Origin of the sequence: Citricoccus sp. NPDC079358 (assembly GCF_040702545.1) — a bacterium.
Classification (GTDB): Bacteria; Actinomycetota; Actinomycetes; order Actinomycetales; family Micrococcaceae; genus Citricoccus.
The window spans coordinates 186,006-211,884 of the sequence record NZ_JBFBLI010000002.1 but is presented as its reverse complement, the minus strand read 5'-3'; the positions used below and the strand labels follow the sequence as shown (position 1 = coordinate 211,884).

The window sequence follows — 25,879 nt, the reverse complement described above, 5'->3', positions numbered from 1 at the left end:
CGGAGCCCTCGGGCCAACACCACTGGAGAACAAGATAGGAAACGGGAAAGGTAAGGACCATGACTGAGAAGCACTTCACCATCGAGGGCAACGTCGAGCACTTCACCATCGCGGACATCGCGCAGGAGAACCAGGACTTCCGCAAGACCATCTGGACCGGCAAGCACTCCCAGATCGTCCTCATGACCGTTCCCGTCGGCGGAGAGATCGGCGACGAGGTCCACGAGACCACCGACCAGATCCTGACCTTCATCTCCGGCACCGGCGAGGCCGATCTGAACGGCGAGACCCACCCGATCGAGGCCGGTGACCAATGCGCGGTGCCCGCCGGCGCCCGGCACAACTTCCGCAACACCGGAGATGAGCCCCTGGTTCTCTACACGATCTACTCGCCGCCAGAGCACGCCGCGGATGCCCAGTACGCCACCAAGGAGGAGGCCGACGCCGCTGAGGCCTCCGGTGAGGACACCCCGCCGCAGGGCTGATCCTCAGCACCCGGCGGCACGGGGCGCCCGTCGAACCGGCGGGCGCCCTGTGTGGTCCAGGCAGACAACCACGTCAGAACAGGGGAACCACCCCCCCCCAGGGTAGGACGAACCGGCTCAGCCGGGTCCCCACCAGCAGTACGCAAGAGGAGAAGCAGATGTCGAAGGTGTTGGTCTTCACGGACTATGGCGGTCCGGAGCACCAGGAGCTCATCGAGCGCGAGGTGCCCGAGCCGGGCCCCGGCGAGATCGTGATCCAGGTGATGGCGGCCGGCGTGAACCCGGCCGACGCGAAGATGCGCCAGGGACTGTTCGGCACGAAGCGCACGCTGCCTTCGCCGATGGGCCTGGAGGCCTCCGGGATCGTCACCGCGGTGGGCGAGGGCGTGGAGGCCTTCGCCGTGGGCAACGAGGTCCTCGGCAGTCCGGCCAAGGGCCAGGGCACCTTCGCCGAGCACGCGGTGCTGAACGCGGCCAAGACCGTGGCGAAGCCGGAGGAGATCTCCTTCGTGGACGCCGCGGCCATCCCCGTGGCCGGGACGGCCGCCTATGACGTCACCCACCAGGTCGAGCTCGAGCCCGGCCAGTCCCTGCTCATCCTCGGGGCCGGCGGCGGCGTCGGGCTGATGGCAGCCCAGATCGGCACAGTGCACCAGTACAGGGTGATCGGGGTGGCCAGTGCCTCGAAGAGAGAGCTCGTGGAGTCCACCGGGGCCACCTTCGTCGAGTCGGGCGACGGCGCGGCCGACCGGGTGCGCGAGGTCGCCCCGGAGGGCGTGGACCTGGTGGTCGACCTGGTCGGCGGACAGGCGCTGCGGGACATCGCGCCCGTGGCGAAGGATCCCAAGAACGTCATCACCACCGCCGACCCGGCCACCGCGGAAGAGCTCGGCGGAGCCGGCGTGAAACGCACCCAGGAAGCCCTGGAGAAGATCACCGGGGTCATCCAATACGGACTCGTCGATCCGAACGTGGGCCAGCGCTTCAGCCTGGCCGACGCCCAGGAGGCGATGGCCGCCGTCGAGGGCGGCCACACCGCCGGCAAGGTGGTCATCGAACCATGAGCCACGACCACCACCACCTCCGGTCCGGAGCCGGGGCCGGTGCCGATGGACCGCGCACGGATCGGTCAGGTGTTGACCAATCTGCTGGCCAACGCCCTGCGCCACACCCCGGCCGGGGGCACCATCACCGTGCACACCAACAACACCCCCGACGCGGTGACGATCACCGTCACCGACACCGGGGACGGGATCGCCACCGAGCACCTGCCGCACGTGTTCAACCGCTTCTACCGGACCCACACCGGCCGCGAGGCCGGCCCCGGCTCCGGACTGGGTCTGGCGGTCTCCCAAGCCTTGGCCCACGCCCACGACGTTCACCTTGTCCCTGCCCCACGCCTTAACGTTCGTCGGGGCGACGCCCCGGTCTTAGGAAGGGCTCACTGACACCTTCCCGCAAGCGGATCCCCTTGCGGGCGGGGGTCGTCGCACATATGGCCTTCGGCGGGCACTTCGAACTGGTGCCGTGAGCCGTTGCGGTACCGGCTCATCATCAGAACCGCTGTCAACGTCACGATGATAACGAGCACAAGGACGAATGGCGCGACCACCACAAGCGTGTACAGAGCGTATGCCTTGGGATCGAGCAGCGGACCCGGGCACTATCCCGGCTCGATCGCTACACATCAACTCAAGGCGAGCCCCTTGACACGTGGTTCCTGGGGGCGTTTGCTGTCTAGCGATGGGGCCGGCGTCGGAGAGGCCTTGCCAGAAAGACATCGAGCAACACAATCGGATCGGAGTAGACATGAAAGCAGTGGTGTACGAGGGACCCCGTCAGGTCAGCACGAAGGACGTCCCGGACGCGAAGATCGAGCGACCCACCGATGTCCTGGTCAGGGTAACGACGACGAACATCTGCGGCTCGGACCTCCACATGTACGAGGGGCGGACCTCCTTCGAAGTAGGCCGGACGTTCGGTCACGAGAACATGGGGGAGGTCATCGAAGTCGGTAGTGGCGTGGAGAAGGTCAGGGTCGGAGACCGGGTTGTGCTCCCGTTCAACATCTCGTGCGGATTCTGTAAGAACTGCGAACGCGGCCTGACCAACTACTGCCTCACCACCCAGCCTGACCCGTCTGCCGCCGGAGCGGCCTACGGATTTGCAGACATGGGCCCCTACGGCGGCGGCCAGGCCGAGCTGCTCCGGGTGCCCTTCGGCGACCACAACGCACTGCGCCTGGGCGAGGACGCCGAGGAGAAGGAGAACGACTACGTCATGCTCTCCGACATCTTCCCCACCGGCTACCACGCCACCGAGATGGCCGGCGTGATCCCGGGCGACAGCGTCGTGATCGCCGGGGCCGGACCGGTCGGGCTGATGGCCGCCCTGTCCGCGACGATCAAGGGCGCCGCGAAGGTCATGGTGGTCGATCGCCACCCCGACCGGCTCGCGCTGGCCGAGCAGATCGGAGCTATCGCCATCGACGACTCCAAGACCGACCCCGTGCAGGCCGTGCTGGACGAGACCATGGGGCTCGGAGCCGACCGTGGCTGCGAATGCGTGGGCTACCAGGCCCACGATCCCCAGGGCAACGAAGACACCGCCGCCACGCTGAACATGCTCATCAACTCGGTCCGCTTCACCGGAGGAATCGGCACCGTTGGCGTGTTCGTCCCCCAGGACCCGGGGGCCAAGGGCGAATTGGCCAAGCAGGGCAAGGCAGCCATCGACTTCGGCACCCACTGGTTCAAGGGACAGACCATGGGCAACGGTCAAGCCCCGGTCAAGAAGTACAACCGCCAGCTGCGAGACTTGATCGCGGCCGGCAAGGCGACCCCTTCCTGGATCGTCTCCCATGAAATCTCGCTGGACCAAGCCGCCGACGCCTACAAGAACTTCGACTCCAGGTCCAAGGGTTGGACCAAGGTCCTCATCAAGCCCGGCATGTCGACCGAGAAGAAGGCGAGCTGATATGGCCGCGGATCTGCAGGGCAAGAGAGTCGCGGTCCTCGCCGCGGACGGGGTCGAGCGCGTCGAACTCGAGCAACCCCGCGAGGCTCTGGACAGGGCCGGCGCTCAGACCGAGGTCCTCTCGATCCACGACGGCGAGATCAAGGCCCGCGAGAACGACCTGGATCCGGCGGGGACGTTCGGCGTCGACGGGCTGGTGGCTGAGGCCTCGGTGGCCGACTACGACGCCTTGGTGCTTCCGGGCGGCACGGTGAACCCCGACAAGCTCCGGGTCGACGAGGACGCTGTCGCCTTCGTCCGGGACTTCGTCGAGAGCGGCAAGCCGGTGGCGGCGATCTGTCACGGACCGTGGACGTTGATCGAGGCCGGCGTGGCCACCGGTCGCACCCTGACGTCCTTCCCGAGCATCCGCACGGATCTGCGCAATGCCGGCGCGAACGTCGTTGACCAGGAGGTCGTGGTCGACAAGAATCTCATCACCAGCCGCTCGCCGGAGGACCTGCCGGCGTTCTCCGAGGCGATCGTGTCCCAACTCGCGGGCACCACGGCAAAGGAAGAGGAGAAGTCATGAGTGTGACCAAGGGATTGCTGGTCAGGTTTGACGCGTTGCCCGGCAAGGAGGACGACGTGAAGGAGTTCCTTGACAGCGGCCGTGCGCTTGTTGAGGAAGAGCCGGCGACCACCGCGTGGTTCGCGATCCGCCTCGGGCCCTCCTCCTTCGGGATCTTCGACGTGTTCCCCGATGACGCCGGACGTGACGCTCACCTGTCCGGCCCTGTTGCGGTAGCTCTCGGCGAGCAGACCGGTGCGTTGTTCTCCGAACCGACGATCGAGAAGCTCGACGTGTTGGGCTCCAAACTTCCCGCCTGACACCACAGACCGGGAGTACTGACCCCGACATGAGGGGTCGCTGCGCGCGGTGACTTCGGGCTGACACAGCCCGTTGACGTCGTGGCAGCGGCCCCTTCTCTTGCGGCCTATCGCACATCCCTAACAGATCGAGGAACCGCGATGACAGGAACTGACGACGACGTTGCCCCGACGCGTTCACCCGAGGTAGCAGTGATCGGGGGCGGGATCGTCGGTCTGTCGACGGCGTACGCGCTGCGGGAGCAGGGCGTGCCGGTGCGCTTGTACGAGGCCGGTCTGCCCGGAACGGGTCAGTCCGCAGGCGAGTCGCGGATCTTCCGGCATGCCCACGACGACCCGCGACTCGTCGCTTTCGCGCGCGAAAGCCGCGGCGTATGGGATGAGTGGGCCGAACACTTCGACGTCGAGCTGGTCTCATCAGACGGTATCGTGGCGATCGGCGACAGCGCCCTGGCGCGGCTGCGGGTGCTCGACCAGGTCGGCGGCGTGGAAGCGCACGAGATCGATGCAGCCGAGCTCGCCCAGCGAATGCCGCTGCTCGCTGGGTACTCGGGGCCAGCGGTGCTCGACGAGTCGGGCGGCGCGATCCGCACCCGCACCGCGATCACGGCACTCGCGGGTGCCCTCGCAGATGCCGTCACCACCGCAGAGGTCATCTCCATCGATCCCCGCGCCGATGGGACGGTCGAGGTGCGCAGCGTCACCGACCGGGCTGTCTACTCCAAGGTGGTCGTGTGCGCCGGCCGCGAAACTGCCCGCCTGGCCCGCAGCGTCGGCCTGTCGCTGCCGGTTCGCCTTGCCGCACACGTCCGGCTGACCTTCGACGTGAAAGCCGCCGCCCCGGCACGAGTCGCGTGCCTGCAGGACAGCAGCGGCATCTTCGGCGAAGTCGGCGTGTACGCGACGCCGCTACCGGGCAACAGCAGTTATTCGGTCGGACTCAGCGAAACCGTCGGCGTCCGCGACGACGGAACGTTCATCGACCCTGCGGCGATTCGATCGCTGGACGAACGCGCGCGCGAATACGTGACACGGGCGCTGCCCGGTCTCCACCCAGAGCCGCGCGACTTTCTTCACTGCTGGGTGACCGACCTCCCATGGAGCGAGGACGGCGTGGCCGTGTGGGAGGCAGGCTCTGTCATTTTTGTGGCCGGTCACAATCTGTTCAAGCAGGCACCTGCGCTGGGTCGCGCTCTTGCCCGGGCTGCGACCGGCGGCGGTCTCGCCGCCGACCTCACGCCCGCCGCTCGCCTCGGCGAAGCCCTGCGATAGTTCGCCTGACCCCAGAACGGACGCACTCAATGGGTAAACGTCTCCTCGTCGAGGACAACGGCAGCCCGCCCTGGGTCAACCCAAAAGTTGCGGCTGGACAGCAGTCACAGGCTCAACCACCTTGTCATGGGGTGTCTTCATCGTGAGGATCGGTACGCGGAGGTGCCGCAGCGGGATCCGTCACTGCGGGATCGCTTTACGGCGCGGAGGCTGGGTGCGAGGCAAGGGACCCGCGTCTACTTCCTGCCCTTCTCGGCTTCCCGACCGGAGTCCCGCTTTACCGACAGGTCCGCCTCTGGGGCAAAAGGATAGGCGGCAACGACCCGAGAGGTGCCTATCGTCCGCTCTGGTCTCCGAGGACGGCAGTAATTCCGTCAGCCACTTCGGAGTTCGTTGGGATCTTCGCCGGCCAGTCGGACAAGGCCCAACCCGTCTTGGGGGACGCACGCGTACAGCGTGTAGGTGCGATCGCCGCGGTTCGCCTCCGCCCAGGCGAGGACGTCCTGAACGTCTGCGCCCGAGATCTCCCATTCATCGGAGGCGGTCCCGGCCCAGAAATATATCCGGTATCGCGGGTCCGCGAGTTCCCAGGTCTGGTCCCGGGGATCAACGCCCATGGTCTGCATGGCCTCAGTATGGAACAACCAGTGGGCGAACGACTTACGGTGCCCGTTCGCGGGGCCTCCCGAGGCTCCATGTGTGACAGTGCCTGTCCGTAAACGGATCCCTATACGGCATCGCACCGTCGCCCACATGAACCTCGGCAGCACCTCGGAACTGCCGCCGTAGGCCGTTCCCCATACGGGCGCGGACTGTCGTCACCGTATGCCGAGGTGGTAGTTATTCGGGGGCAGTCCACGAGAGTCCTCATTGGCCGGGGCACCCACCCTTGTTAGCCGGATTGCGGTGGTGGAGGATGGGGTTGGGCCCCGATCGCGATTGCTCATCGAACGACCTCGGAAGGTCTTGGAGAAAACTCCACGTCATGTGGTTGATGTCCGCGATCAGCTCGGTCGCGACTTCTGTCGGGGCCGGGCGGTACGGCGCTTAGAACTGACCTGGCCACAAGTTCCCATAAGGAGATCATCATGAAGGCACTTGCTTTACAACGGGCCCCACGACGTGGCGGTCGCTGACGTTGCCGATGCGCGTATTGAGCAACCCAACGATGTCCTGGTCAAGGTTACTGCGACCAACATCTGCGGCTCGGATCTGCACATGTACGAGGGCCGCACCGACTTCGAGGAAGGCCGCGTCTTCGGCCACGAGAACGTCGGCGAGGTCATCGAGGTTGGAGCCGGGATCGATAAGGTCGCGGTCGGGGACATGGTCTCGGTGCCGTTCAACGTCTCCTGCGGACACTGCCGGAACTGTGAGCACGGGCTGACTAGCTACTGTCTAGCCGCCAACGTGGAGGGCATGGCCGGCGGCGCATACGGGTTCGCCGACATGGGCGGCTGGATCGGCGGCCAGGCCGAGTACCTGCGCGTGCCGTGGGGCGACTTCCAGTGCTTGCGCCTGCCCGAGGACGCCCGCGAGAAGCAGAACGACTATGTGATGCTCTCCGACATCTTCCCCACAGGCTGGCACGCCGTGGAGATGTCGGGCCTGAAGGCGGGCGAATCCATAGTCATCTACGGCGCTGGCCCGGTCGGGCTGATGGCCGCCCTCTCCGCGAGCGTGAAGGGGGCGCTGAAGGTGATGGTCGTGGACCGCCATCCCGACCGGCTGCGCTTGGCCGAGCAGGTCGGGGCGATCGCGATCGATGATTCCAAGGGTGACCCGGTCGAACAGGTCATGGAGCACACCAAGTGCGTCGGTGCTGACCGTGGGGCCGAGTGCGTCGGTTACCAGGCCCACGATCCCCAGGGCAACGAGGACAACGCGGCGACCCTGAATAAGCTGGTCTCCTCAGTGCGATTCACTGGCGGGATCGGCACCGTCGGGGTGTTCATCCCCGAGGACCCAGGCGCCCCAGATGAGCTGGCCCAGCAGGGCAAGGCCCGCTTCGATTTCGGTAACTTCTGGTTCAAGGGCCAGCAGATGGGCAACGGGCAGGCCCCGGTCAAGCGCTACAACCGCCACCTGCGCGACCTGATCGCCGCCGAGAAGGTCACTCCCTCCTGGATCGTGTCCCACAACCTGCCCCTGGCGGAAGCACCGAAGGCCTACGAGCACTTCGACGCCCGCGAAGACGGCTGGACCAAAGTCGTGCTCAACCCCGCCTAAACCGGACCCATAATCGGGTGTCGGTGGGCCGATGCCGGGACCCCCACGGGGTGTAGAGGTAGACCAGAAGTGTGGGGAGTGTTATGAACACACACCACCTCGACATAACCCCGACGGCCCACATTCAGCAGCGGAAGGAGCGGACCGGTGACGACACAGCAGAGCCACACGCAGACCCCCGGGCGGGAGGTGGTGATCGGCGTGGTCGCCGATCCGGTGGCTACCCCGCTAAAGGTCGCGCAGCAACTCGAACAGGAACTACCAGGACTACTGGCCGAGCAGTTGCCGGATCGCCAGTGGAGAGTCGAGGTGCACCGTGAGCGGTTGCCTCCCAGCGACATGCAGCACTTCGAGATGATGAACCTCGCAACGGAGCACAAGCGGCAACGCGGCTGGGACTTCGCGGTGTGCGTCACCGATCTCCCGCTGGCCATCGACCGGCAGCCTGTCGTCGCTGATGCCAGTAGCAGTCGAAACGTCGCGGTGGTCTCACTGCCGGCCTTCGGCGCGATGGCATTGCGACGTCGAGTCCTGGGAGTGGTGGCACAGCTCATCGTGGACCTGCGCGGCGAGACAACCCCAGAGGAGGGCTCTGAGGAACATCGCCGATCCCGTCTGGGCGCACTGGGTGGGGCCTTCCGGCGGGTCACACCCGATCAAGACGGCATCGACCTGCGTATCCTCGCGAATCGGGGTCGGCTGCGGCTGCTCATCGGAATGGTCCGGGATAACCAACCGTGGCGGCTGGTGTCGGGTCTGCGGGGGGCGCTGGTGGGAGCGTTCGCGTTCAGCGCTTTCTATTTGATCAACGCCACCCTGTGGGAACTCGCGATCACCATGGCGGTGTGGCAACTGGTCGCCGTGGCGCTCGCCTCGATCACCGTGATGCTCACATGGCTCATCGTCTATCATCACCTGTGGGAACGGGTGAGGAATCTACCGGCATATCAACGTGAGCAAGCGGTCCTTTTCAATGCTTCAACCGTGATAACCCTCGCCATCGGGCTGACGTGTGGCTACCTGGGGCTCTTCGTCCTCAACCTGATCGCCGCGCTCATCGTCTTCACCCCTGAAGTCTTCAGCCAGTACGCCGGACCTGAATACGGACTCGGAGAACACCTCCTCGTCGCCCTGTTAACGACCGCCGCCGCAACCGTCGCAGGCGCCATCGGCTCAGGCTTCGAAAGCGAAGAGTCGGTCCACGAGGCCGCTTACAGCTACCGCGAACGAGCACGCCGCGAAGCGCTGCGACGCTCACGAGAAGCCAAGGAAGATGATGAGACGTTGGACGAGACCACGCGCGAAGGATAATCGACTCAGCGAAGAGATCGACCAGGCCCTAAGACGAGGAAGGAAGCTGTGCAGCACGCGCCTCGTCCCCCGAGAATGCATGGACTTTCGGATCGCAGCAGAACAGAAAGCTGGGAGGGGGCCAGGGGCGTGGATATGACCAACATGCCTAGAGTGCGCGATCTGCTCTCCCCAATCGGCAGGGCTCCGGCAAAGTCATGTGAGGCCGAGAATGGTCAGTGGTCGGTGATAGTCGCGGGCTGCCCAGCGGAGGGCGGCGGCGATGTTGGTGTGACCGGCCAGGCGGAAGGCGCTGATGGCCAGGTTGCGCAGGCTGGCCATGACCTGGGGCGCAGCACCGGTGCGGACCTGGGAGCGGTCCTCGTCGTAGGTGACATCGCGGACCCAGTGGACTCGGTTCTCGATCTCCCAGTGCCCCCGCACCAGCGCGCCGAGCCGAGCCGGGCCGGCCTGGGCGGGCGCCAGGCTGGTGATGCAGTAGGCGGTCTCCTTCCGGATGCGCTGGCCGTCCAGGCCGCCGGTGTCACGGCGGATCCGGAAGACCTGCGCGGCATGGGGGAAGTCGATCCCGTCGCCGTCGGTGACCGGCATGGTCCGGGTGGTGCGCTGCTCGGTGCGTCCGTGACCACGCTCGGAACTGACGTCCTCGGCGGCGAAGGCGCGGGCCGGTCCGGATAGCGCCTGCTGGCAGGCGGCGAACAGGGTCGGCTGGTTGGCCTTGACGGTCAGCACGTAGTCGGCGCGCTGTGCCGTGACCAGGTCCTCGGCCGTGGCGCGCTGCGTGTGCAGGGCGTCCGCGGTGATCACCTTTCCGGTCAGGTCCACGCCCGCGAGCAGCGGGGCGAGCTCGGTGATCTCGTTGGTCTTGGCCGCCACGTCGCGCTGGGCGATCACGACACCGGCGTCGTGGACGACCGCGGAGAGCAGATGGGCCTGCTCGCCGTCGGCGTCGCGGGCGCCGCGGAGCGTCTTGCCGTCGACCGCGATCGCCTCCAGATCCTCGCGCACGGTGAGGTGCTCGGCGAGCCAGTCGCTGATCACCTCATCGAGCACGGCGGCATCGAAGGCTTGCAGCGTGCGCCGCAGTGTCGTCTCGTGCGGGGCGACATGGCGGCCGCGACCGAGGTGCCAGCGCGCGCCGAGGGTTGCCAGGATCCTTTGGGGCGCATCGGCTGCCCATTCCCCGATCGTGGTCAACGAGCGAGCACCGCAGGTCACCGCCGCCGCGGCGATCGCCAGAATCGCCGAGACCCGGTGCCGGACACCGCGGCGACGGCGGGGGTCAGGCAGCTCGGCGAACCGAGAACGCAGGTCAGCCAGCGACTGGACACAACGCGCAACGGGCATGGCAGAGTGGGACGACAACGAGGCTCCTGGAAAGACGTGGATCTTGGTCGATCACTCGTCCTACAGGAATCTCGTTCTATCTCAGCGCACCGACACGCCGACACCACCAGTCACGACTTTGCCGGGGCCCTGAACTACGGGCTCCTCTCCGGCACGCCAATTCACGGCAGTTGGGAATTTCCATCGCATGTGGAACTGAAGTATTTTCACCTGCGCCAGGATGCTCATAACAGCGACCCCGTGCAGTTCGCTCAGCGTTTTGAAGAAGTCTTCCGGCTCGTTGCGTCAGGTTTACTGGCCACGACACCCGCCGCAAAATTTCCGCTCTCGCAGATCCGGGATGCTCTCGCTTGGAACTCAGCGAACCGCGGAAAAGTGCTCCTGGAAAGCAATGCCGAAGCGCCCCGGTAGAGGATCGGCTTACGGGCCAGTGGTGGGGTGTCGCACGTAGGGTAAGCAGATGGTTGCGGACGCTGATGCGCTGTTGGTCGGACCTCGTGGACGACGACTGTGCCTTGAGATGGCAATGGATTTGAGCCCTGAGGTCAGGGTTGCCGCGTTCTGGCTCGCCCATGACCTGGATCCGGGCAAGGGAATGTCCCGAGTGATGCTGAAGGCCACTTTTGGTGAGGCTAGCGAGCCGCCACCGAGGCCTTCCATGACAGACCTCATCACTGCCCTGGCTGCGCTCGACGTGACCATGGCGGGCGCTGAGGTGATCGACCGTGCTTTGGCTCGAGCGGTGGATACGTCTCGTCCCTGGCAGGAACCGGACGGCGAGGACGCCCTCGCAGCGCTCCCCGAGGTGAGAAAAGCCCTTGCCCCCATCGCCCAGCACGTGATCACGTCGCCCTCTACGAAGTGGTGGTCACAGAGCCGGCAGGTCGAACAATGGACCATCGACTGGCGATCAGCAGACGATCCGGCACCATTGCCCAGAGAACCACGCCAAGCGCTGGCTGAATGGGCCCTCGGTACACGAGCTGAAGAGGTCCGCTCCGAGTGGAAAAGACTCCGAAACCCTCACGCCAACTGGTCGGGAACGTGGTGGTCCTTCCCGCAAGGGACCATTCAGTCGGTCGGGCAGATACCGCTGGGATTGAACCTCATCGAGGACTCCTTCGGCTGGGAACACGCCACAGTCATCCCCGTGCGTGGTATTGGCCGAACCTATGAGGTTCGCGCCGAGGCCGATTGGGTGGCACTATGCCTTGAGCACCCCTTGGAGGTCACTGCATCACGGCGTCATGACTGGTTCCGTTGTACCGGGTACGACGGCAGGTGGGTGATCCCGGACTGGGAGAAGGTCGCCGAGCGGTGGGACGCGGTGCACCTGACAGCCCTGGCCTACCTCAGTAATGCCAATCGTGCACTGCACGTCGACACTGACCTTTCGACGATCATTGCGGGGTGGAACCCCGACACCACGATCTGGCTGACAGATGCCGCACGCGAGTGGGACAACCCACGCCAGGAATGGCAACGCTCTCCCGATCAGGAGAATTGGGCGAGCACCACACACTGACCCAACTAGTCCCCTTGAGAACTGTCCGGCTGGGGATCCCTCAGCGGCCGGTGAGTGTCCACCGCCAGCGGACCGTGCGAGGCCTATCCGAACAACGGCAGTCGGCTCGATCGGGTGGCCGGCGCTGGGTGTGAACCTGGGTCAATCGATGGAGCCTGAAGGAACCCCTCTGCGGCGCTCAGTGTCCCGGTTAGCCCCGCAGCGGCACGGTACATGCTCTCCACCGTGGTGGTGTCGAGCGCTGCCGGCAGCGCTCCGCCCCACGGGTGCCGGTATTCCGTGGCGGCCTCGCGCAGGCGGTGCAGGTTGGTCCGGTGGACTGCCGTGGGTTGCGCCGGCCAGCTGCCGATGATCAGCGGTCCCGGGTGCACCCTCCGTTGCCGGATGGCCTCCAGGGTCAATCCGGTGTGGTTGAGGGTGCCGAGGTCGGGGCGGGTTACCACGGCCAGGGCGGCGTCGGCCTCAAGGGCGAGGTCGGCGATCGTGGCGCCGTCCGGGGTGAGCTGTACGAGTAGGCCGCCGGCGCCCTCGACGAGGACGGTCTCGTGGTCTGCCTGCAGGGCGGCGATCCGGTCCAGGTGCCAGTTGCGTCCGGGTAGCGCAGCTGCTGCGGCTGTTCCACCGGACTCCAGTGCGGCGTCTACGGGGGCCATGGCCGGTCCCATGCGGACGCCCTCGGCCACGGTGAGACGGTCCGGGTAGCCCAGCAGTACCGCGATTGTGTCTACGTCGCCTGGTTCGTCCGGGCCGACCCCGGTCTGGGTGGGCTTGTAGACGGCCACGCGATCTCCCGCGGTCAGCGCGGTGGCAGCGAGGCAGGCCGTCACGACGGTCTTGCCGACGTCGGTGTCCGTCCCGGTCACGCACAGCAGTGAGCCGTTCATGCCGCCGACCGAGTTCGCACCGGCAAGGCGTGTGGGGCCTGGAAGGACAGCAGGTGGCCCCAGTCCGGCACGCTCAACAGCTCGATGAGCGGCAGTGCTTTGGCGCACTCATGCAGGATGACGGTCGCTTCGAGCTCGGCCAGGCCCGCCCCGAGGCATCGATGGAGCCCGAAGCCGAACGCCAGCGACGCGTCCCCCGCCTCGCCGAGCTCCCCGCCGGAGAGCCGCAGCACGAGGTGTTCTCCCGCGGTGAAGTCCTCGTCACCGACGCGGGTATCGGCAACCACGACGCGGCGCCAGGTCGGGACTGAGGAGGCTTGGGCTAGCACGGACGTGACCACGGCGCGGGAGCTCTCCAGCCCCGTGGACGGGTCGGCGCAGTCGGCCCACACCCCGTCGACCAGGGCGGTGCCCAGCACGGTCTGGGCGAGCATGGCGGTGGTCTCCTGGCCGGCGATGACCAGGAAGTAGCCGAGCGAGCGGATCCGGTCACGGTCGACGTCGGCTGTGTCCAGGGCCTGGAAGAGGTTCTGCCCACCGGGCAGCCCGACGACCGCGCCGGGGACCGGACCGGAGCCGGGATGCGGGCTGGGTTCTTCGAGGCAGTGCTCCACCGCCTCGTCGAGCCAGGCGTGGAAGTCGACGGCGCTGCTGGCCAGCTCGAGCTGACGGGCGGAGTCGGGCCAGCCCCAGAAGAGTTCGAGCGAGTCCCGGCTCCAGCGTTTGAGTTGGGCGTGCGGGGGGTTTGGCACGCCGGTCAGGGTGGAGACGACCACCGGCGGGACGATCCCGGCCACCTCCTGCACGAGGTCGATCTCCTCGCCTGCCGTGAGCCGGGGCAGGATGCCGGCGCAGGCGGAGCGGACGAGTGCGGCGACCGGTTCGGCCTGGGCGGCGACGCGGGCCGGGCTGAAGAACCGGGCGGCGACCCGGCGCACCGTCCTGTGTTCCGGCCCGGAGGCGCTGGCCAGCACGGGCGGCAGGCTGAACCTGGCGGCGGCCAGCCGGCGCAACGTCGGCGATGCCAGCGGGATGACGGTCTTCAGGGCGTTGTCCGGGACGAAGTCCACTGCCCGGCGCAGGACTTCCCGGACGGTGTACGGATCCTCCACGAAGCGATGCCGGGTGGTGACCTGCTCCGGGAAGGCGTCGGCCAGTCGGGTCGCCAGCGGCGCCGTCGAGGGAACGGTGGCCTGTGTCGGGGCGAAGGGGCAGCTCATGTGTCCTCCCGGTTGATGGTCTCGGCCACAGTCTCCAGCGCCCGGGTGAGCCGGCGCCGGTCGTGGTCCGCGTGGATGGTGATGCGCAGCCGGGCGATGCCGTCCGGGACGCTCGGTGGGCGGAAGCACCCCACGGCGATGCCGCGGGCGCGCAGAACCTCGGCCGAGCGCACCGCACCGCCCGGGCTGCGCATGCGCACGGAGTGCACCGCGCCCGCCCCGCGCTCGACCCGGTCCGCGGTGACGGGATGGCCGGCCAGGACCCGGTGCGCCACCTCGGCGTTGGCGATCAGCCGGCCGATCCGCCGCTCGTCGGCCAGGGCCAGGGCACGGCGTGCGGCGCCGGCCGCCGGCAGGGCGAGGGCCGTGTCGAAGAGGAAGGTGCGCGCGGTGTTGAGCAGGTGGTCGCGCCAGGCACCGGCACCCTCCCCGCCGAGCAGCACCGCCCCGCCCTGAGCACCGAGCGCCTTGGAGAGCGTCGCGGTGACCAGGACGTGGCCGGCGTCGGAGAGGCCCTCGGCCCGGACGGCGGAGCCCCCCGGGACGGCGGCCAGGGTGTGGGCCTCGTCCACGACGAGAAGTGCGCCGTGCTCGGCGCACAGCCGCGCGGTCTCGGTCAGCGGGGCCGTGTCGCCCAGAACGGAGTACACGGACTCCACGACGACGGCGGCGCGGGCCCGCACGCCGTTCCGGCGCCGGTGCTCACGCAGGGCCACCTCGACCTCGGCGAGGTCACCGTGTGCGGTGGTGCGCACCTCCGCACGGGACAGTCGGGCGCCGTCGATCAGGCTGGCGTGGGCGTGGGCGTCGAGCACGAGCAGGGTACCGCTGCCGCCGAGGGCGCCGAGCAGTCCCTGGTTCGCGGCGTAGCCGCTGGAGAAGACCAGGGCCTCCCGGCGGCCGGCGTAGCGGGCGAGGTCCTGCTCCAGGGCGGGCAGCACGGGGTGGGTGCCGGTGACCACGCGGCTGGCGCCGGCCCCGGTCCCGTGGGTCCGGGCCGCCCGCGCGGCGGCGCGGGCCACCGACGGGTCCCGGGAGAGGCCGAGGTAGTCGTTGGAGGCCAGGTCCACGCTGCCCGGTGGCAGGGGCCGGTCGGTCCGTTCCCCGTCGCGCGCCCGGCGCACCCGGGCCCTGGAGCCGACCCAGCCCTGCCAGGCGTCGGCAGCATCGCGGGGTCCAGCGCCGGCGCCTTCCGGCATGTCCTGGCAGGTGGTGGGAGGAGCCTCAGCCGTGGACACGGGCCACCCCCTCGACGATCGCGGCGCCCAGGGTGCGGACGTCCGCCGCGGTGGAGACGTAGGGGGGCATCACGTAGACGAGGTCCCGGAAGGGCCGGACCCAGGCGCCCCGATCGACGACCTCCCGGGTCACGGCGGCCACGTCCACGGGTCCGTGCAGCTGGACGACGCCGACCCCGCCCAGGATCCGCACGTCCCGGACGCAAGCCAGTTCCGAGGCCGGTGCGAGCACCTGCCGGAGCCCCGCGTCCAGCGCCTGCACCTGGGCCAGCCACGCTGGCGAGTCGCCCGGACCGGTCAGCAGGTCCAGGGACGCGTTGGCGACCGCACAGGCCAGCGGGTTGCCCATGAACGTCGGGCCGTGCAGCAGCGCACCGCCGTTGGGTCCTGCGTTCAGGTCCGCGGCCACCTCGGAGGTGCACAGCATCGCGGCCAGCGTCAGGTAGCCCCCGGTCAGGGCCTTGCCCACGCAGAGGATGTCCGGGATGAGCTCTCCGCCGCCGCGCTGCAGGGACCATTCGCCCGCCCACTCGGAGGCGAAGAGCCGGCCGGTCCGGCCGAAGCCGGTGGCGATCTCGTCCAGGATGAGCAGCAGGCCGTGCTCGTCTGCGACCTGCCGGAGGATCCCGACGACGGCCGGCGGGTAGGCGTGCATCCCGCCGGCACCCTGCAGCACCGGCTCGCAGACGATGCCTGCCAGTTCGGGAGCGAGCCTCGCCGCGATCTCGCGGGTCTGGCCCTCCCAGGAGGCGAGGGCGCCGCCGTCGTACTCCCAGGTCCCGTCCGCACCGAGGCGGCCGGCCGGCGGGCGGGGCAGGAAGGCCTGCTGCGGGACCAGTCCGGAGAACTCGGCGTGCATTCCGTCCTCGGGATCGCAGACGCCCATGGTGGCGAAGGTGTCCCCGTGGTAGCCGCCGCGCAGGGCCAGGAAGCGCTGGCGCCGGTGCTCGCCGCGGGAGGCTTGGACCTGCAGGGCCAGCTTGAGGGCCACCTCGACGCTGATCGAGCCGGAGTCGGCCAGGAAGACGTGCCGCAGTCCCTCCGGGGCCATCTCCACGAGCCGCTCGGCCAGTGTCACGGCGGGCTCGTGGGTGAGCCCGCCGAACATGACGTGGCTGAAGGAGTCGAGCTGGTCGCGGGCCGCTTGGTCGAGGACCCGGTGGCGGTACCCGTGGATGGCGGACCACCAGGAGGACATGCCGTCGATGACCTCGTGGGTGCCGCCGTCGGGCCCCTCCAGTGTCAGGCGCACCCCCTCGGCGCCGCGGACCGCGTAGAGCGCGCCGGCGTCGACGGGGGCGTAGGGGTGCCAGACCAGGCCGGCGTCGCGCTGCAGCAGCGAGCGTGGGGCCGGTGGGGCAGGGTCGGTCCGGGGGCGGTCGAGGGTGGGGCTGCTCATACGTTCGGGGCCTGGGCGGTGCCGGCCCCGCGACGGCGGATCCGGGGCTCGACGCCGGCGGGAACCCCGGCCGAGGCCTCGATGACGGCCTCGGAGACGCTCTCGGCCGAACAGCATCCGCAGCCGGATCCCGCACTGGCGGGCGAGCCGCACGGCGTGGCCGCCGCATCGCCGGACGCCGCTGCACCGCAGGGTGCGGGGGCCGCCGTCCTAGCCTGTGGGGAGGAGGCCTGGGGAGAGACTGCCGCCCAGGGGGCCGCCTGCGCGGTGGCGGTCTCGGTGCCCGGCCTCTCCCCGGCGCCGAGGACGCGGAATCCGGCGTCGGCGATCATGGCGAGGTCCTGATCGGCCGTCTGGCCCTCGCTGGTGAGGTAGTCGCCGAGGAACAGGGAGTTGGCGACCTCCAGGGAGGTGGCCTGCATCCCGCGCAGGTGCATCTCCCGGCCACCGGCCAGGCGCAGCTCGGTGTCCGGGCAGGCCAGGCGCACGAGGGCGAGGATCCGCAGGCAACGCAGTGGGGTCAGCTCCCAGGTCCCCGCCAGCGGGGTGCCGTCGAAGGGCATCAGGAAGTTCACCGGGATGGAGTCGCTGCCCACCTCCCGCAGGGCCAGCACGGCCTCGACGACCTGCTCGTCCGACTCACCCATGCCCACGATCAACCCGGAGCACGGGGAGAGCCCGGCGCCCTTGGCCCGCTCCACGGTCTCCACGCGGTCGGCGTAGGTGTGGGTGGTGGAGATCTCCTCGTATTTCGACTCGGCCGTGTTGAGGTTGTGGTTGTAGGCGTCCACGCCGGCCTCGCGCAGCCGGTCGGCCTGGCCGTCCTTGAGCAGGCCCAGGCAGGCGCAGACCTCGACCTCGGGGTGCTCGGCCTTGAGCTGGTCCGTCATGGTGGCCACGCGGTCCACGTCCCGGTTGGACGGGCCGCGGCCACTGGCGACGAGGCAGACACGGGAAGCGCCGCCGCCGATGCCCAGCTTGGCCTGCTCGACGGCCTCCTCAGGCTTGAGCCAGGAGTACTTGAGGATCTCCGCGGTGGAGCCCAGGCGCTGGGAGCAATAGGTGCAGTCCTCCGGGCACAGGCCGGACTTCAGATTGACGAGGTAGTTCACCTTGACGGTGTTGCCGAAGTGCTCCCGGCGCAGACGCCCGGCCGCGGTGACGAGCCGGAGGGTGTCCGCATCCGGGGTGGACAGGACCGCCAGACCCTCCTCCGCGGTGAGCCGATGGCCCGCCGCAACGGTTGCGGCCAGCGCGGCCGGGTCCATCGAGCTGGGAGTGCGGACGGGAGCAGCCTGGGCGGTGGTGGGCTGGTCCGTCGGAGCGGGGCCGGCCATCACGGGCTGTGTGGTCTCGGGAGCGGTCTGTGCCATGGGAGCCTTCCGGGGGCGGCAGGCCGGAAATTCGGCCTTGAACAGTGTTCAGGTTGTGGTGCTGCCGAGTACAGCACATCCTTGAACGCTGTTCAACTGTGTGGCCGGAAGCCTACGATGGTGTGCATGGCACTGACCCGGGAGCAGGTGGAGGAGACAGCGCTGGGCATCCTCACCCGCTATGGCCTCGGTGACCTGTCCATGCGGCGCCTGGCCCGGGAACTCGACGTGCAGGCCGGCGCCCTCTACTGGCACGTGAAGAGCAAGCAGGAACTGCTGGTCAGCGTGGCCGCCCGACTAATCCACGACTTGGGCGACGGCCCCGAACCCCACGACCGGGCGGCCGCCCGTGAGGCCATCGAGGCATTGGTTTTCGGCCTCCGCCACGCCCTCCTGCCCGTGCCGGACAGCGCAGAGGTGGTCCAGGTAGCCAGAACGCTGCAGCCCACGGCGCTGGCCCCGCTGAACCGCCTCCGGACACTGCTGGAGGCTGCTGGCCTCACGCCGATGCACGCCGAATGGGCACGGCACCTGCTGCTGAACCATGTGCTCGGATCCGTGTCCACCGCCCAGGAGGCCCGGCGCCTGGCCGTCTTCGCGCCCGGAACCGAGGCTGACGCCCCCACCAAGGTCGGACCCAGCACGGTCGGCGGCCACGTCGAGCTGGGTGACGATGCCTTTGCCTGGGGCCTGGCCGTCATCCTCGCCGGGATGCCCGCCCCGCGGGCCGAGGAGAGCTGACTTCGGCAGCTCAACCGGGGTACCGGCCGGGCTCTTCGAGCTGCGTCGTGCCCCACAACAGCTAGGCTGCGGTTCCAGCGATCTTCCAGACGTGCCCTCCCCTTGGTTCCGTCTCCGACGGCCTGCCTCAGTCGCCGCAATCTCAACTACATGAACGGGTCGAGTTCTTGAGAAACGGCACGATTAAGGGCTATGTCGCAACGGGTAGTTCGCGGATCCGTCGGTAGAGGGTGGCCCGGGACATGCCCAGATCGCGGGCGACCTGCGCGGCGGGCTGGCAGGACTCGATCAGGTGGGCGGCGCTGCGGATCTGGGAGTGGGTGAAGGTCTGACGTCGTCCGCCGAGGTCTTGGCCGACGGCCCGGCGCTTGGTGACGGAGTCGGTGATGCGTTCGCGTTTGATCTCCAGCTCCATCTGGGCCAGGGCGGCCATTACCGTGAACACCATGGAACCCATGGGCGTGTGGGTGTCGACGTCTCCCCTGGCGGTCGGCGTCCTGTCGGCGCGTGGAGACCCGCGCGTATCCAATGAACTTGCCCATGACCACCCTCCAGTGTTGTCAGATTCAGAAGTCGACGGCACTGATGTCAGAAGCGGTCTTCACTGATCGACTAGGTGACGTCGACACTGCGCCGTAAGGGGATCCACTTGCGGGCACAACCTCGACATGGCGCGCTGCGACCTTGTGCCGGCGGCTCCTGGCAACCCAATCTCCCGACCCCCGCCGCGATCATTTCCGGAGTTCCCGTCAGGCCAGAATGGGAGCCTCTACACCGGCCACCAGAATGCAGAAAGGGCCCCGATGCCTGATGCGCATGGTTACTCCCGAAAGCGATTCACATGGGACTACAGCATCCACGCCACTCCCCAAGCGGTAGCCGACGCCCTCAGGATTGCCGCCGGGCACACGGCCCCCTCGGGCTGGGAGCCCGAGCAACTGCTCATGACAGGGCGCCCTGGCGGTTTCCGCATCCATCTCGACCTTGCCCCGGAGCCCACGGATGACTGAGCCGATCGAACACGACATCCTTTCTTACGGCATCACTGGCCCGCCTCGATCATGCATGGCGACCTGGCCGCCCAACTTTCGCGCCCAAATCCTCCACATGGCCGCCGACCTTGAGGAGCTCGCCAGTGAGGAGGTCCTCGGCATCGTCGTCGCCGAGGAGTTCGCCGAGGACGACCTCGTGTGGATCAGCCGCGTGGCCTACCGTCCCTGATGCCGATCCCCTACGTGTCAGGCTGGAGCGGTACCACGGTGACAGAGCAGATCAGTTCGATCGCGTAGGGCGAGAATCAGGAATCCGATCATGATGTCGAATCTAGCTTTGGCCGAAGTGGGCCAAGATGGATCCATGAGTAGTCCCGGACCCCGCGCCGGTGGACCGAGGCCTCGAAGGTCTTTTACCCCGGCGCAGAAACTCGAGTATCTGGCCCAGTACGAGCAGGCCTGCACCCGTCAGGAGGGCAGCGCCTTCCTGCGGGGACAGGGACTGTACTCCTCCCAGATCACCGAGTGGCGCAAACTACGCGATGCCGGGGTACTGGACGGCAAAACGGCCGGCCAGAAGATCGGGAAGCTGTCGCCGGAGCAGGCCGAGATCGCGCGTCTGCGCCGCCAGCTAGGGGTGAGCGAGAGCCGGTTGGAGCAGACCGAGGCAGCCTTGGAGGTGATGGGAAAACTCTCGGCGTTCTTCGAGAACGCCATCGAGAACTCACCTCACGAGCCCAGGCCCAAGAAGAAATGACCAACGCCTACCACCAGCTGGTGGAGCTGAAGGTTTCTACCCGGCAGGCGGCGGCCCTGGTCGGGGTCTCGCGGACCACGATCTACCGCAAGCCAGCAGCGGCTCGAGATCACCCGTCGGTGGTGCCGCCGAACAAGCTCAGTGCCGCGGAGCGGGCCGAGATCCTCGCCGTCTTGAACTGCCCGGAGTTCGTGGACCTGGCACCGTTGCAGGTCTATACGAAGCTGCTGGACGAGGGGATCTATCTGGGTTCGGTCTCTACGTTCTACCGGGTGCTGGCCGAGAACGAGCAGGTCGCTGAACGACGCCGGCTGGCCACGCACCCGCCGAGGGCCATCCCGGAGCTGGTGGCCACCGCCCCGGGGCAGGTGCTCTCGTGGGATATCACGAAGCTGGCCGGCCCGGTCAAGGGCAAGTACTTCGACTGCTACCTGATGGTGGACATCCACTCACGGTTCATCGTCGGCGCGCACGTGCACGCCTCCGAGTCCGGGGCCTTGGCGGTGGAGATGATGCGGGAGATCTTCGGTATCCATGGCATCCCTCAAGTCGTCCACGCCGACCGCGGCACCTCGATGACCTCCAAGACCGTGGCCGCGCTGCTGTCTGATCTGGAGGTCACCCGATCCCACTCCAGGCCCCGGGTAAGCAACGACAACCCTTACAGCGAGAGCCTGTTCAAGACCATGAAGTACGGGCCGACCTTCCCCGAGCGCTTCGCCTCACTGGGCGATGCGCGGGCCTTCATCAGTGAATTCGTGGACTGGTACAACCATCACCACCAGCACTCCGGCATCGGGTTCCACACTCCCGCCAACGTGCACTACGGCTTCGCCGACGGTGTCGCGCAGAAGCGATCACAGACCCTGGCCGCGGCCAGAGCCAAGCACCCGAACCGATTCAGCAACACCGACGATCCCAAGATCCTGGACCTCCCCGGCCCTGCATGGATCAACCAACCCCAGACCACCACCGAAAAAGCCGCAGCCTAACGGCCGCCTAACACACCTTGGTACCGCTTGACTTGAAAAATTCCGATCCCGCTACGGGAAGGGCGTCATCCCTGGATCAACACCCTCGATGGAGATGACTTCTTCGACTACCCCGACTACGGCTGGGACACCGCCTCTGGTGATTGAGGCGTGCCTGACGGTCCCCTCCCGGCTCTGATCGCCGAGATCATGACCGAGGTGCCTGTCCCTACCGGGCACGGGCACCTCGGTCGGTCCTGCGCAGAGCTCGGCGAGACGCACGCACTGGTTCACACACGGGAGGATGGGGAACAGGTCCACTATGACTCGCTGACACCAGACCTGTTATGGATGTCGGCAGATCTATCCCGCCGCAGCCATGGGGTGAGATCATGGCGATTCCAGGCCGGATCACCGGATCTCCTTCCTCCCCCTCTACTCCAGGATCCAACTCATGTCCATCAAGTTCGAGAACGTCGGCATCTCCGTGCGGGACCTGGAGGCGACGATCGCCTTCTTCACCGACCTGGGACTGATCGTCCTGGGACGGGACACGGTCAGTGGTCAGTGGGCGGACACCGCCGTCGGCCTGGACGGAAATCACGCCAACATCGCCATGCTCCAGACGCCGGACGGCAGCGGCCGCCTCGAGCTCTTCGAGTACCTCCACCCCGAGGCCATCGAGACGGAACCCACCCAGCCGCACGAGATCGGGATGCACCGCGTCGCCTTCTCCGTGGATGATCTCGACGAGGCCCTCGAGATCGCCGCGCGGCACGGTTGCCACCCGCTCCGGGGCGTGGCGACCTACGAGGACGTGTACAAGCTCACCTACGTCCGAGGCCCCAGCGGCATCCTCGTGATGCTCGCCCAGGAGCTGACGAAGTCCTGACCCGGAGCTCAGTTCTCCAGGACCTGAGGCCGTAGGTCCTCGGCCGGGGGCGTCCAGGTGGCCGGGTCAGCGTCCACCTGTTCTCCGGAACGGATGTCCTTGACCTGGTGTGTCGCCGCCCCGTCCTCCCCCACGGAGGTGAACCAGACGTATGGGATGCCGCGCTTGTCCGCGTACTTGATCTGCTTGCCGAACTTCTCGGCGGACACCGCCACCTCGGCGGGGATCCCCCGGGCGCGCAGGAACTGCGCGGTGTCCTGGGCGGCCGACCAGTCGTCGTCGTGCGTCAGGGCGATGTAGACGGCTGTGGGCACCGAACGGGAGGCGCGCGCCATGTCCTGGGAGAACATCCGCATCATCAGTCGGGTCACGCCGATCGAGAGCCCGACGCCCGGGAACGTGCGATTTCCCTTGGACGCCAGAGCGTCATAGCGGCCGCCCGAGCAAATGGACCCCAGCTGCTCGTGGCCCACCAGCACGGTCTCGTAGACCGTCCCCGTGTAGTAGTCGAGGCCGCGGGCAATGGACAGGTCCGCCACGGCGCGTCCGGGAGCGCGGCGGTGCAATTCCCCGACGACGCCGGCCAGCTCCTCGAGCCCTTCCTCCAGCAGCTCGTGGGTCACCCCCAAGGCGCGGACCTGCTCCACGAAAGACGTGTCCTCGGTGCGGATGGCAGCCAGGGCGAGGGCTTGCGCGGCTTGGTCCTCGGTGGCACCGAGTTCGTGCTGGAGCAGGCGGGACACCTCGTCCGCGCCGATCTTCTCCAGCTTGTCGATGTTGCGCAGCACCCCGGCGGTGTCCTCGAGACCGAGCCCACGGTAGAAGCCCTCGGCGAGCTTGCGGTTGTTGATGCGAATGGTGAAGTCGCCGATCGGCAGGGCTCCGAGGGCCTCGGCCATCACCAGGGCCACGTCCACATCCGAGCGGAACGGCAGCGTGCCATCCCCGACCACGTCGATGTCCGCCTGGGTGAACTCGCGGGCGCGGCCCTCCTGCGGACGCTCACCACGCCAGACCTTCTGGATCTGGTACCGGCGGAACGGGAAGGACAGGTGCCCGGCGTTCTCCACCACGTAGCGGGCGAAGGGCACCGTCAGGTCGAAGTGCAGTGCCAAGCGATTCGGGTCTTGAGAATCCTGAGCCCGCGCTGCTCCCTGATCCGTGTCGGCCTGCAGACGCGAGACGGCGTAGACCTCCTTGTCGATCTCGCCCTTGCGCAGCAGCTGCCCGAGGGTCTCCACGGCGCGGGTCTCGATGGAGGAGAATCCATGCAACTCAAAGGTGTTCCGCAGGGTGTCCAGCACATGCTGTTCCACGATCCGTTCGGCGGGGAGCCACTCGTGGAAACCGGACAGGGATGCCTTGCGGGACATGGGCCACCTTCTGTTGGAACTGCTGGGGGACATTCGGCTCCCCATTCTAGGTCCAGCCGGTACGCTGGACGTGACCGTATCCACTATTCCCTGCGGCCGCGCGCCGGTGCAGGGCACCAGCAGAGAGTTCTAGCGGTGACCACCAGTCAAGAATCCGACGATCAGCAGTCCACCCAGCAGACCTCAGACGAGGCCCCCGTGGCAGCGTCCGAGCAGTCCGCCCCAGAGGTTCCGGAACAGGTATCGGAGCAGGTAGCAGAGCAGGCGACCGAACCCGCCGCCGAGCCCGCTGAGTCCGCCGTGCCAACCGAGACCCCGGTCGAGGAAGAGGTGTCCGCCGCCGAGGAGGAGACCGAGGCCGTGCTGGCCTCCGTTGAGGCGACCGAGGCGCCTTCGGTTGATCCCGCGCCCAGCGACGAGGTGACCTCGGAGGCGCCCACGCCGGAGCCGGCGTCGTCCACCGAAGAGGCCCCGGCCGACAAGGCCCCCACGGCGCAGTCCGCCGCCGAGCCCACGCCCAGCGAGCAGGCCCCCTCCCCCGCCGCGCCGAAGCCCGGCAAGGCCCCGAAGCCCTCCAACCTGCCGCGGCCCGCCGCCCCGGTTCGCCAGGGGAAGGCCACCTCGGCCACCGCCCCCGCCTCGCCGATGCCGGCCCCGAGCTTCACGACCCCCCTCGAGGACGCCGCGAAGTTCGCCAAGGTCAGCGACGACGGCCACGTCATCCTGATCGACGGCGCCGAGGAGCACCCGGTCGGCCAGTTCCCGGACGGGACCAAGGACGAGGCCCTCGCCTACTTCAGCCGCAAGTACGACGAGGTCGTCTCCCAGGTCATGCTCCTCGAGCAGCGCGTGGCCACGGGTGCACCGGCCGGCGAGATCCAGAAGACCCTGGGCCACCTGCGCCAGACCATCGGCGAACGCGGCATGGTGGGCGACATGCCCGCTCTGCGCGCCCGCGTCGAGGCCCTGCAGACCCGGTTGGACGATCTCAAGCTGGCCGAGAAGCTGGCCCTGGAGAAGGCCCAAGCCGAGCAGTTGGCCACCCGCGAGGCGATCGTGGCCGAAGCCGAGGAGCTGGCCGCGAAGGACCCTCAGCAGGTGCAGTGGAAGCAGGCCAGCGCCCGCATGGCCGAGCTGTTTGAGAGCTGGAAGGCCGCACAGAAGACCGGTCCCCGCCTCGGCAAATCGGTCGAGGACGGCCTGTGGAAGCGATTCCGCACCGCCCGCACCACGCACGACAAGCACCGCCGTGCATTCTTCTCCCAGCTGGACGCCACCAACTCCAAGGCCAAGTCCGCCAAGGAGAAGTTGATCGCCCGCGCCGAGGCCCTCTCCACCTCCACCGACTGGGGACCCACGGCCGGTGCCTACCGGGATCTCATGGACGAGTGGAAGGCCGCCCCGCGCGCCTCCCGCAAGGAGGACGACGCCCTCTGGGCCCGCTTCCGTGCTGCGCAGGACGTCTTCTTCAACGCCCGCAAGGCGACCAACGACGAGATCGACAAGGAATACGGCGAGAACCTCAAGGTCAAGGAGCAGATCCTGGCCGAGGGCCAGAAGCTGTTGCCCGTGAAGGACGTCAAGGCCGCTCGCAAAGTCCTGAACGATCTCCGCGGTCGCTGGGAGGACGCCGGGCGGGTGCCCCGCAAGGACGTCACCCGCATGGAGTCCGCGTTCCGCAAGCTGGAGGAAGGCCTGAAGTCCGCCGAGGACGATCACTGGCGCAAGACCAATCCCGAGACCAAGGCCCGGACGAACTCCGCCCTGACCCAGCTCGAGGACAAGGTCGCTGAACTCGAGGATGACTTGACGAAGGCCCAGTCCACAGGTGACGCCAAGGCCATCGCCAAGGCGCAGGAAGCACTCGATGCCCGCAAGATGTGGCTCGAGACCCTGCAGAAGTCGGCCCAGGGACTGCGCTGACCCCTGCGCCGACGTGGCGTGGATACCCGTGTGGATTCCCGCGTTGAGTCCTTGCATTGTCCACAGTTGTGGCCCGGCCCCGTGCCGGGCCACCACTGTTT

General features: G+C 67.8%; 24 protein-coding genes. 15 read left to right on the top strand and 9 right to left on the bottom strand.

The window, feature by feature from the left end; translation table 11 throughout:
* Nucleotides 1–59 precede the first annotated feature (59 nt).
* From AB0333_RS03365 to AB0333_RS03335, 7 genes are all read left to right on the top strand, one after another.
* Nucleotides 60–485, top strand: coding sequence for a cupin domain-containing protein (locus AB0333_RS03365; RefSeq protein WP_091697155.1), 426 nt, complete (start codon nucleotides 60–62; stop codon nucleotides 483–485).
* A gap of 158 nt (nucleotides 486–643) precedes the next feature.
* The gene (locus AB0333_RS03360) at nucleotides 644–1,549 is read left to right on the top strand and encodes an NADP-dependent oxidoreductase (protein ID WP_115930694.1); all 906 of its coding nucleotides are present in this window, start codon (nucleotides 644–646) and stop codon (nucleotides 1,547–1,549) included.
* A gap of 45 nt (nucleotides 1,550–1,594) precedes the next feature.
* Entirely contained in the window at nucleotides 1,595–1,933 is a 339-nt protein-coding gene (locus AB0333_RS03355; RefSeq protein ID WP_115930695.1) for an ATP-binding protein, read from the top strand.
* A 361-nt stretch (nucleotides 1,934–2,294) separates the two neighbouring features.
* Nucleotides 2,295–3,461, top strand: coding sequence for a glutathione-independent formaldehyde dehydrogenase (locus AB0333_RS03350; RefSeq protein ID WP_191830360.1), 1,167 nt, complete (start codon nucleotides 2,295–2,297; stop codon nucleotides 3,459–3,461).
* 1 nt (nucleotide 3,462) lies between these two features.
* Entirely contained in the window at nucleotides 3,463–4,032 is a 570-nt protein-coding gene (locus AB0333_RS03345) for a type 1 glutamine amidotransferase domain-containing protein (protein ID WP_366217333.1), read from the top strand.
* Nucleotides 4,029–4,331, top strand: coding sequence for a putative quinol monooxygenase (locus AB0333_RS03340; protein ID WP_094450912.1), 303 nt, complete (start codon nucleotides 4,029–4,031; stop codon nucleotides 4,329–4,331). Before AB0333_RS03345 ends, AB0333_RS03340 begins: the two co-directional genes overlap by 4 nt.
* A gap of 141 nt (nucleotides 4,332–4,472) precedes the next feature.
* On the top strand, nucleotides 4,473–5,603 hold the full coding sequence (locus tag AB0333_RS03335) for an FAD-dependent oxidoreductase (protein ID WP_366217332.1): 1,131 nt from the start codon (nucleotides 4,473–4,475) through the stop codon (nucleotides 5,601–5,603).
* Nucleotides 5,604–5,977: 374 nt separating this feature from the next.
* Here AB0333_RS03335 and AB0333_RS03330 read toward each other — a convergent pair whose 3' ends face one another.
* Nucleotides 5,978–6,229 (bottom strand): hypothetical protein, encoded by a 252-nt coding sequence (locus tag AB0333_RS03330; RefSeq protein WP_188806213.1) that lies wholly within the window; start codon nucleotides 6,227–6,229, stop codon nucleotides 5,978–5,980.
* Nucleotides 6,230–6,725: 496 nt separating this feature from the next.
* Here AB0333_RS03330 and AB0333_RS03325 point away from each other — a divergent pair, with 496 nt between their 5' ends.
* Both AB0333_RS03325 and AB0333_RS03320 read left to right on the top strand, forming a co-directional pair.
* The gene (locus AB0333_RS03325; RefSeq protein ID WP_366217331.1) at nucleotides 6,726–7,832 is read left to right on the top strand and encodes a glutathione-independent formaldehyde dehydrogenase; all 1,107 of its coding nucleotides are present in this window, start codon (nucleotides 6,726–6,728) and stop codon (nucleotides 7,830–7,832) included.
* A 147-nt stretch (nucleotides 7,833–7,979) separates the two neighbouring features.
* Nucleotides 7,980–9,143: a hypothetical protein gene (locus AB0333_RS03320; protein WP_366217330.1), complete on the top strand. Its 1,164-nt coding sequence runs from the start codon at nucleotides 7,980–7,982 to the stop codon at nucleotides 9,141–9,143.
* Between the two features lie 195 nt (nucleotides 9,144–9,338).
* On the opposite strand, the gene AB0333_RS03315 is transcribed toward AB0333_RS03320, so the two are convergent.
* Nucleotides 9,339–10,490: an ISAs1 family transposase gene (locus AB0333_RS03315; RefSeq protein WP_309816606.1), complete on the bottom strand. Its 1,152-nt coding sequence runs from the start codon at nucleotides 10,488–10,490 to the stop codon at nucleotides 9,339–9,341.
* A gap of 36 nt (nucleotides 10,491–10,526) precedes the next feature.
* Between AB0333_RS03315 and AB0333_RS03310 the strand changes: the two genes are divergently transcribed.
* Both AB0333_RS03310 and AB0333_RS03305 read left to right on the top strand, forming a co-directional pair.
* Entirely contained in the window at nucleotides 10,527–10,901 is a 375-nt protein-coding gene (locus tag AB0333_RS03310) for a hypothetical protein (RefSeq protein ID WP_301473280.1), read from the top strand.
* Nucleotides 10,902–10,950: 49 nt separating this feature from the next.
* Entirely contained in the window at nucleotides 10,951–12,015 is a 1,065-nt protein-coding gene (locus AB0333_RS03305) for a hypothetical protein (RefSeq protein WP_366217329.1), read from the top strand.
* A gap of 83 nt (nucleotides 12,016–12,098) precedes the next feature.
* Here AB0333_RS03305 and bioD read toward each other — a convergent pair whose 3' ends face one another.
* Genes bioD through bioB form a run of 5 tightly spaced genes read right to left on the bottom strand, consistent with a single transcriptional unit; the run spans nucleotide 12,099 to nucleotide 18,024 of the window.
* A complete protein-coding gene (bioD, locus tag AB0333_RS03300; protein ID WP_366217328.1) occupies nucleotides 12,099–12,899 on the bottom strand; it encodes a dethiobiotin synthase in 801 nt (266 codons plus the stop codon).
* The gene (locus tag AB0333_RS03295) at nucleotides 12,896–14,119 is read right to left on the bottom strand and encodes a cytochrome P450 (protein WP_366217327.1); all 1,224 of its coding nucleotides are present in this window, start codon (nucleotides 14,117–14,119) and stop codon (nucleotides 12,896–12,898) included. Before AB0333_RS03295 ends, bioD begins: the two co-directional genes overlap by 4 nt.
* Nucleotides 14,116–15,357, bottom strand: coding sequence for an aminotransferase class I/II-fold pyridoxal phosphate-dependent enzyme (locus AB0333_RS03290; RefSeq protein WP_366217326.1), 1,242 nt, complete (start codon nucleotides 15,355–15,357; stop codon nucleotides 14,116–14,118). The genes AB0333_RS03295 and AB0333_RS03290 overlap by 4 nt, the downstream gene beginning before the upstream one ends.
* Nucleotides 15,344–16,756 (bottom strand): adenosylmethionine--8-amino-7-oxononanoate transaminase, encoded by a 1,413-nt coding sequence (bioA, locus tag AB0333_RS03285; RefSeq protein WP_366217325.1) that lies wholly within the window; start codon nucleotides 16,754–16,756, stop codon nucleotides 15,344–15,346. The genes AB0333_RS03290 and bioA overlap by 14 nt, the downstream gene beginning before the upstream one ends.
* On the bottom strand, nucleotides 16,753–18,024 hold the full coding sequence (gene bioB, locus AB0333_RS03280; protein ID WP_115931376.1) for a biotin synthase BioB: 1,272 nt from the start codon (nucleotides 18,022–18,024) through the stop codon (nucleotides 16,753–16,755). The genes bioA and bioB overlap by 4 nt, the downstream gene beginning before the upstream one ends.
* A gap of 231 nt (nucleotides 18,025–18,255) precedes the next feature.
* Between bioB and AB0333_RS03275 the strand changes: the two genes are divergently transcribed.
* The gene (locus AB0333_RS03275; protein ID WP_170144530.1) at nucleotides 18,256–18,870 is read left to right on the top strand and encodes a TetR family transcriptional regulator; all 615 of its coding nucleotides are present in this window, start codon (nucleotides 18,256–18,258) and stop codon (nucleotides 18,868–18,870) included.
* Nucleotides 18,871–19,060: 190 nt separating this feature from the next.
* Here AB0333_RS03275 and AB0333_RS03270 read toward each other — a convergent pair whose 3' ends face one another.
* On the bottom strand, nucleotides 19,061–19,327 hold the full coding sequence (locus AB0333_RS03270; RefSeq protein ID WP_115931378.1) for a helix-turn-helix domain-containing protein: 267 nt from the start codon (nucleotides 19,325–19,327) through the stop codon (nucleotides 19,061–19,063).
* An 899-nt stretch (nucleotides 19,328–20,226) separates the two neighbouring features.
* On the opposite strand from AB0333_RS03270, the gene AB0333_RS03265 reads away from it, so the two are divergent.
* Both AB0333_RS03265 and AB0333_RS03260 read left to right on the top strand, forming a co-directional pair.
* Nucleotides 20,227–21,611, top strand: a protein-coding gene (locus tag AB0333_RS03265) for an IS3 family transposase (RefSeq protein ID WP_366217324.1) whose coding sequence is annotated in 2 segments (ribosomal slippage) — nucleotides 20,227–20,545 and nucleotides 20,545–21,611 — 1,386 coding nt in all. Because the reading frame shifts where the segments join, the coding sequence is not laid out codon by codon here.
* Between the two features lie 433 nt (nucleotides 21,612–22,044).
* The gene (locus tag AB0333_RS03260) at nucleotides 22,045–22,482 is read left to right on the top strand and encodes a VOC family protein (protein ID WP_366217323.1); all 438 of its coding nucleotides are present in this window, start codon (nucleotides 22,045–22,047) and stop codon (nucleotides 22,480–22,482) included.
* An 8-nt stretch (nucleotides 22,483–22,490) separates the two neighbouring features.
* Here the strand turns inward: AB0333_RS03260 and hisS are convergent, their stop codons facing one another.
* Entirely contained in the window at nucleotides 22,491–23,855 is a 1,365-nt protein-coding gene (gene hisS / locus AB0333_RS03255; RefSeq protein WP_366217322.1) for a histidine--tRNA ligase, read from the bottom strand.
* A gap of 135 nt (nucleotides 23,856–23,990) precedes the next feature.
* Between hisS and AB0333_RS03250 the strand changes: the two genes are divergently transcribed.
* Entirely contained in the window at nucleotides 23,991–25,778 is a 1,788-nt protein-coding gene (locus AB0333_RS03250) for a DUF349 domain-containing protein (RefSeq protein ID WP_366217321.1), read from the top strand.
* Nucleotides 25,779–25,879: the final 101 nt, after the last annotated feature.